The 6,896-nt window shown below is 74.6% G+C and carries 9 protein-coding genes; 3 read left to right on the top strand and 6 right to left on the bottom strand.

What is annotated here, in order from left to right; genetic code table 11:
* Window positions 1-140: 140 nt before the first annotated feature.
* Entirely contained in the window at window positions 141-1,034 is an 894-nt protein-coding gene (locus E1200_RS29415) for an oxygenase MpaB family protein (RefSeq protein WP_131955341.1), read from the top strand.
* Between the two features lie 84 nt (window positions 1,035-1,118).
* Here the strand turns inward: E1200_RS29415 and lexA are convergent, their stop codons facing one another.
* From lexA to E1200_RS29390, 5 genes are all read right to left on the bottom strand, one after another.
* A complete protein-coding gene (lexA, locus tag E1200_RS29410) occupies window positions 1,119-1,772 on the bottom strand; it encodes a transcriptional repressor LexA (protein WP_131955340.1) in 654 nt (217 codons plus the stop codon).
* A 146-nt stretch (window positions 1,773-1,918) separates the two neighbouring features.
* Window positions 1,919-3,166: a DUF6596 domain-containing protein gene (locus E1200_RS29405; RefSeq protein WP_131955339.1), complete on the bottom strand. Its 1,248-nt coding sequence runs from the start codon at window positions 3,164-3,166 to the stop codon at window positions 1,919-1,921.
* 5 nt (window positions 3,167-3,171) lie between these two features.
* Window positions 3,172-3,510, bottom strand: coding sequence for a YciI family protein (locus tag E1200_RS29400; protein WP_131955338.1), 339 nt, complete (start codon window positions 3,508-3,510; stop codon window positions 3,172-3,174).
* Between the two features lie 41 nt (window positions 3,511-3,551).
* A complete protein-coding gene (locus tag E1200_RS29395) occupies window positions 3,552-3,965 on the bottom strand; it encodes a VOC family protein (RefSeq protein ID WP_131955337.1) in 414 nt (137 codons plus the stop codon).
* Between the two features lie 133 nt (window positions 3,966-4,098).
* Window positions 4,099-4,782 (bottom strand): PaaI family thioesterase, encoded by a 684-nt coding sequence (locus tag E1200_RS29390; protein WP_131955336.1) that lies wholly within the window; start codon window positions 4,780-4,782, stop codon window positions 4,099-4,101.
* A gap of 99 nt (window positions 4,783-4,881) precedes the next feature.
* Between E1200_RS29390 and E1200_RS29385 the strand changes: the two genes are divergently transcribed.
* A complete protein-coding gene (locus E1200_RS29385) occupies window positions 4,882-5,553 on the top strand; it encodes a TetR/AcrR family transcriptional regulator (protein WP_207933608.1) in 672 nt (223 codons plus the stop codon).
* A gap of 11 nt (window positions 5,554-5,564) precedes the next feature.
* Here the strand turns inward: E1200_RS29385 and E1200_RS29380 are convergent, their stop codons facing one another.
* Window positions 5,565-6,569: an enoyl-CoA hydratase/isomerase family protein gene (locus tag E1200_RS29380; protein WP_131955335.1), complete on the bottom strand. Its 1,005-nt coding sequence runs from the start codon at window positions 6,567-6,569 to the stop codon at window positions 5,565-5,567.
* A 51-nt stretch (window positions 6,570-6,620) separates the two neighbouring features.
* Here E1200_RS29380 and E1200_RS29375 point away from each other — a divergent pair.
* The coding region (locus E1200_RS29375) for a hypothetical protein (protein WP_207933607.1) at window positions 6,621-6,896 on the top strand (276 nt) is incomplete at its 3' end.

Raw genomic sequence — 6,896 nt, 5'->3', positions numbered from 1 at the left:
GCTCGGGGGCGGGCGGGGGCGGCAGGCGCCGGGCGAGGTCCGGCAGGGCGATCGCGGCGTCCACCCGGCCATTATGCCCACCCTGGACAGATGCAACATTTTCGTGTCATCGTCTCATCACGCATGAAGGAGGACGGGTAATGGCGGCAGCTGACCATCTCGCCGGGCGGCCCGCGCAGGACGCCGAGCCCATCGGCCCGCAATCGCTGCTGTGGCGAATCGCGGGCGACTCGCGGGCGGCGCTCCCGGGCGGCGCCACCGGACTGCTGCAGCTCATGTACCCGCCGCTCGGCACGGCCGTGGCCGAGCAGTCCGGCTTCTTCGACGACCCGTTCGGCCGGATCTGGCGGTCGGTGCCGCAGATCTGGGCGACGATCTTCGAGCCGGACGGCCCCGAGCGCGCCCGCCGCATCCGCGACCTGCACCTGGACATCAAGGGCGTCGACTCGACGGGCCGCAGGTTCCACGCCCTCGACCCCGAGACGTTCTGGTGGGCGCACGCCACGTTCACCTGGCACATGTTCCGGACGGCCGAGCTGTTCTTCCCGGCCGGGGCCCTCACCGCCGCCGACCACGACCGCCTCTACGCCGGGACGGTCGCCTGGTACGCCCGCTACGGCGTGAGCATGCGCCCGGTACCGCCCGACTACGCCGCCTTCCGGACGGTGTTCGACGCGTTCTGCGCCGAGCGCCTGGAGATGACCGCCCCGGCCGCCCGGTCCATCGAGATCGCCCGCACGGAGGGCATCGGCGCGGTCCCGTTCGTGCCGTCCCTCGCTATCCGGGCTGCCCGGCCGGTGCTGCGGCCGCTGGGCACGCTGGTGGCGATCGGCTGCCTGCCCGAACCCGTCCGGACGCGCTTCGGCATCGAGTGGTCCCCGCGCGAGCAGCGCCGCTTCGACCGCATGGCCGCGCTGATCCGGGCGTCGGCGCGCCTCGTCCCGCGGCGCCTCGACCAGTGGGCGCTGCTGACCCAGCTCCGCCTCATCGGCGCCAAGACCCGCGGCGAACGCTACCGTCCCGCCGAACACTGATCCTCGGACCGCGCGCCCCGCCCGGAACCGGCGCCCACCACTCCTTGGTCGAGGCGCCCCACCGGCCGGCGGGCTTCCGGACGGTCAGACGTTGCGCAGGACCGTCACGACGATGCCCAGGACGGTGGCGTGGTCGCCGTCGATCGGGTCGTAGGCCGGGTTGCGGGGTTCGAGGAGGACGTGGCCGTCGCGGCGGCGGAACACCTTGACGGTGGCCTCCCCGTCGATCATCGCGGCGACGATCTGGCCCGAATGCGCCTCGGGCTGCTGCCGGACCACGACGAGGTCGCCGTCGCAGATCGCCGCGTCGATCATCGAGTCGCCGCGGACGCGCAGGGCGAAGACGTTGCCGCGCCCGGTCAGCTCGCGGGGCAGCGACAGCGTCTCGTCGAGGTGCTCGTCGGCGGAGATGGGGGTGCCGGCGGCGATGTCGCCCACCACCGGCACGGGCACCTGATCGTCGGGGACGGCCGACGGGGAGTGCTCCCGCAGGAAGGGGCGCACGTCGATCGGCCGGGTCACCGAGGCCCCCCGGCGCAGGAACCCCTTGTCCTCCAGGCTCGCCAGGTGCCGGGACACCGACGATGCGGACCGCAGGCCGACGGTGTCGCCGATCTGCCGCGTGCTCGGCGCATACCCGTATCTGGCGACCCAGTCCAGGATGGCGGCCATGATCTGCTGCTGGCGCACGGGCAGAGCGGAGATGTCCTGGCCTTCGAACCCGTCGTCGGTGGTCACCCGCGAGAGTCTAGGGGTCCCGCGGCCGCGGGGGGCGGCACGTTCGTCCGGGCGTGCTCCCTGCGACGGGCGGGCAAGCGCATAGCGGGCTCTACGTGCCGGGCTTCTCTCCGGGGCGGTCGGGGCGCCGAGGGGGCCGCGCCGGGTCAGTCCCAGTGCAGGCGTTGCCGGAGGAGGGCGTGCTGGGCCGGGTTGGCGGTGCGTGCCAGGGCGTGCTCGTCGGCGGCGCGGGCGTCGTCGTGGCGGCCGGTGGCGCGCAGCAGCTCGGCGCGGGTGGCGTGGAACAGCGGGTAGTGCTCCAGGGCCTTGCGGTCGGCCGGCGAGAGGCCGTCCAGGTCGGCGAGGGCGTTGCGTGCGCCGCCGCGCTCGCCGGGATGGTGGTGCAGGGCGATGGCGCGCTGGAGCCGGTGGACGGGCGATGGCGCCAGGGCGAGGAGCATGTCGTAGAGGACCACGATCTGCGGCCAGTCGGTAGCGGCCCAGGCGGGGGCCTCGGCGTGGCAGGCGAGAATGGCGGCCTGCAGCTGGTAGGGGCCGGGACGGCGCAGTCTCGCGGCCCGTTCGAGCAACCGGACGGCGTCGGCGATCGCCTCGTGGTCCCACAGCCCGCGGTCCTGGTCGGGCAGCAGGATGAGGCCGCCGGCGGGGTCGAAGCGGGCGCCGGTACGGGCCTGGTGCAGGCGGATGAGGGCGAGCAGGCCGAGGACCTCCGGCTGCCGGGGCAGCAGCCATGCCAGCTGGGCGGCCAGCCATTCGGCGTCCCCGGCCAGGTCCGGCGCGTAGGGCCGCTCGCCGGTGCTGGTGAGGTAGCCCTCGTTGAACAGCAGGTAGACGACCGCGAGGACCTGGCCGAGGCGCTCGGGCAGCTCGGCCTCGCCGGGCACGCGGTACGGGATGCCCGCCTGCGTGATCTTGCGCTTGGCGCGGGTGATGCGCTGCCCGACGGTCGCCTCGGGGACGAGGAACGCGGCGGCGATCTGGGCGGTCGTCAGCCCGCACACCGTGCGGAGGGTCAGCGCGATCTGCGCGGTCCGGGGCAGCGCGGGGTGGCAGCAGGTGAAGACCAGCTTCAGCCGGTCGCCGGGTTCGGCCTGCGCGGGCCAGGTGAGCCGGGCCAGCTTGTCGCGGTAGGCGGCCTGGCGGCGCAGGAGGTCGATGCCGCGGCGGCGCGCGGTGGTCAGCAGCCAGGCGTCGGGGTGCTCGGGGATCCCGTCGACCGGCCAGCGCCGGAGGGCGATCTCGACGGCGTCCTGGACGAGGTCCTCGGCGGCGGCGAAGTCGCCCAGCACCCGCACCAGGGACGCCGTCAGCCGGCCCGCGTGCTCCCGCACCACGCGGGCCAGCTCGGCGCGCACCTCGTCCTCCGGGTGCGCGGGGTCGTGCGGTTCCACCATCCCCGTCAGGTGATCGGGCGGATCTCGACGACCGGGCAGCCCGGCCACCCGCGCGCGATCGCCATCGCCTCGTCCAGGTCGGCGACCTCGATCTCGGCGTAGCCGGAGACGACCTCCTTGCCCTCCACGAAGGGCCCGTCGGTGACGACGGCGTCGCCGCCGGACAGCCGCATCGTGGTGGCGGTCTCCGGGTGGTCCAGGCGCGCGTGGTGGGTGATCTGGGCGGCGTGCTCGGCGAACCAGCGGCCGACCGCCTCGAACGCCTCCTGGCGCTCGGCCTCGGACATCGCACCCAGCGCCCGGGAGAACTCCTCGGTGTCCGCGAACATCAGCACGTACTTCATGATGTCGTCCCTTCCGGAATTGTGCTCGTCCCCGCGGGCGGTCACTGACCGTCCGAGGATGCGGCCAGGGGACAGTACAGGTCGATGCCGTTGCCGTCCGGATCGGTCACGGTGGCGTACCGCATCCCCCAGAACGCGTCCCAGGGCTCCTGTACACCGGGGTACCCGGCGGCGGTGAGCTCGGCGTACTTGGCGTCGACCTCGGCCGGCGTGCCGAACTGGAACGCCAGGAAGCTGCGCGGGTCGCCGGAGGGGCGGCTCCAGCCCTTGGCCTGGGCGGAGCCGCGGAACTTCTCGGTGTCCAGCATCAGGTGCAGACCGCCGGGCAGGTCGCAGCTCGCGTGGTCAGGGTAGGCGGGATCGGCGGTGAACGTCAGGCCCAGCCGGGCGTAGAAGGCGGTGGCGTCCTGGATGTCGGCGACGATGATGTCGATCGTGTTCAGAGTCGGGTTCACGGGTCCGCTCCTCGCGCTGTCGGGAATGGTGTCCTCATCCCCTAGACGAACGGGACGGGTCCAGATCCGACATCGGCCTGGTGCGAGTGCGCGATCCGCTTCCGCTTGGCCGCGGGTGAGCACATAGGAGTGTCTATGTACTCGGGTCCTCCGCGACCCCGGGGGCGCCGAGGGGCTGGATGAAGATGCCTTCGGCCTCGACGGTGACGCCCTCGGCGTCGGAGATCGAGCCGGCCACGAAGATCTTGCGGCGCTCCTCGCCGGTGACGCGGCCTTCGAGGCGCAGGGGGCCGAGGGGCGTGCCGCGCCGGTAGCGCATGGTGAGCGTTCCGGTGAAGGCCGTCCGCCGCCGTCCGGACGCCGTCTCGCCCATGATGTGGTCGAGGAGCATCGCGGAGACGCCGCCGTGCACCAGGCCGGGCGGCCCCTCGTACGCCGCGCCGAGGACCACGTCGGCGTGGCAGCCGTCCGCGTCGTGGACGATGCGGAGCGGCGGGGCGATCCCGTTCGCCGCGCCCACCACGGCGTTGCCCCAGTTCCAGGCGCGGAGCTCGGAGTTGAACCTGACGCCGGCGGGGCCGGGCAGCTCGGAGGCCCGCAGCCTGGCGACGAGTGCGGCGAGGTCGTCGCGGACCCGGTGGATCTCGTCGTCGTCGACCGTCGTGCGGATCGTGGCGTCGATCAGGTCGCGGACGGTGCCGGCCAGCGACTCGATGACCGCTTCGCGGCGTTCCACCTCGGCGGTCGGCGTCTCGTCGCGGACGAATCCGCCGGCCTGCCACGAGGACTCTCTGAGGGAGGACTGGCGGCTCGTCATGCGCCGACCGTATACCGCCGGGACCGGTGCCACCAGCTTACATAGATGTGTCTATGCTCACTCGGCCGAAAGCCATGGCGCCGGATCTACAATCGCAGCGTGATCGAGTCCTCGACCGCCCAGCCGAAGGGGCCGGCGGGCCGCGGCGCCCCGGTGAACGCGCGGGGCGCCCCGCTCAACCGGCGCGGCCTGGAGACGCGCGCCCGCGTGATCAGGACCGCGATCGCCATGCTCGCGGCCGGCGGGGACGGCTGCGAGGCCAGCGCCAACCTCGTCGCGAAGCGCGCCGGGGTCACCTGGGGGACGGTCCAGCACCAGTTCGGCGGGGTCGACGGCCTCTGGGCGGCCGTCCTCGAAGAGCTGGCGGGCCAGGGCGACATGCTGCCGTGGAAGGACATGGACGACGGGTCCGTCGCCGAGCGGATGAGCCGCATCGTCGACGCCCTCTGGTCGGGCCTCGACTCGACGCCGGGCCGGGCGGTGGCGGCGCTGCGGAGCCTGCTGCCGCGCGACACGGCCGAGTTCACCGAGGCGTACCCGCGGACGGCCGAGCAGCTCGCCCTGTGGGACCGCCGGTGGCGGCGCGCCTACGCGCGGGCGTTCCGCGGGCTCGTCGTGGACGCCTACCGGCTGGAGCGCGTGCGGCACCTCCTGCCCGCCGCCGTCCGCGGCCTCTACCTGGAGCAGCACCTGAGCACGTGGGCCGACATCGACGACGCCCGCGCGGTGCTCGCCGAATCGATCGCCGGCTATCTGGAACCACGCCCGTAACCGAGGTGAGGTCAGGGCGCGATGCCGTCCACCAGGCCCCAGGCGAGTGCGGTTGCGGCGGGGACGGGCGTCCCGGTCAGGGCCATGTAGAGGGTCCGCCAGCGGCCGATGCGGCGGGGGATGCTGACCGTGCCGCCGGCGCCGGGGATGAGGCCCATGGACACCTCGGGCAGCCGGAACGTCGCGTCCGGGTGGGCGGTGACGCGGCCGGCGAAGGCGGGCAGTTCGATGCCCGCGCCGACGCAGGGGCCGTGCACGCGGGCCTCGACGCGTCCGGCGAGCCGGTGGAGGAGGCGGCCCGCGCCTCCCCGGGTGCGCACCAGGTGGGCGGTCGCCAGGTCGGGGGCGGCGCCGAACTCGGCCAGGTCGCCGCCGGCGCAGAACGCCGGGCCCGCGCCGCTCAGCGTGACGCGGGTGATCCCGGGGTCGGCCGCCGCGACCGACAGGGCGTCCACGAGAGCGTCGCGCAGCTGCCGGCCGAAGGCGTTGCGCCGTTCCGGGCGGTTGAGGGTGACCGACAGGTGGCCGGCGTCCCGCGCCACCAGGACCGGGTCGGCCACCTCGGGCGGAAGCGGGCGCCGAGGGCGGGCGGCCAGCCACCGGGCGAACTCCGGGCCGCCGAGGAGCGTGGAGTAGGCGTAGGACTCGACGTCGAGCGCCGCGCCGACCGGCATGCCGTCCGTGGTGCGCAGGACGTCCCGCAGGAGCAGCGACGCGTGCGGGTTGCGGGCCACGGCCTCGCGCAGTGCGTCCGGTGACGCGGCCGGGTTGTCCACAGTCTCCGGGCCGCCCGTGCCCAGGGTGAGATCGAGCGCCCTGAGGAGCTTTGGGTCCGCCGTGCCGATGCCAATCAGGATGCGGTCGCCAGCGCGGGCCCGCTGGGCGGCCCGCGCGGTGACGGCGGGGCCGGCGGGGGCCAGGTCCACGGTGACGAGCGGGTCGCGGACGGCTCCCTCGGGGGTGAGGAGCGGCGGGTCCGCCGCGCCATCGGCGAGGTCGGCGACGGAGACGTGCACGGCCGGTCCTCTCCGGGGTGGCGGTCGGGGGACGAAGTGTATCGTCGCACCATGTCGCCAGGTGGGGACGCGCTTGTGGCGTGGGCGTCGTCGGGGGTGCCGCCGCTGTGCGGCCTGCCCGGCGGGCCGCCCCTGATGCCGCCGGGCGACGCGGCGGCGGTGGCCGCCGGGCTGGGGGAGCGGTTCGGGGTGGACGGTGCGCGGCTGCTGTCCGAGCGCGCCGCGTTCACCGGGCACCGCCGGCGGGGGCGCCGGTCCGCAGGAGGTGCCTGCCGGCTGCTCCGGACGGCGGACGGATGGGCCGCCGTCTCCTGCGCCCGCCCCGAC

Source organism: Actinomadura sp. GC306, assembly GCF_004348665.1.
GTDB lineage: Bacteria > Actinomycetota > Actinomycetes > Streptosporangiales > Streptosporangiaceae > Spirillospora.
The sequence above is the reverse complement of the archived record's forward strand: the minus strand, read 5'-3'. Positions and strand labels throughout refer to the sequence as shown.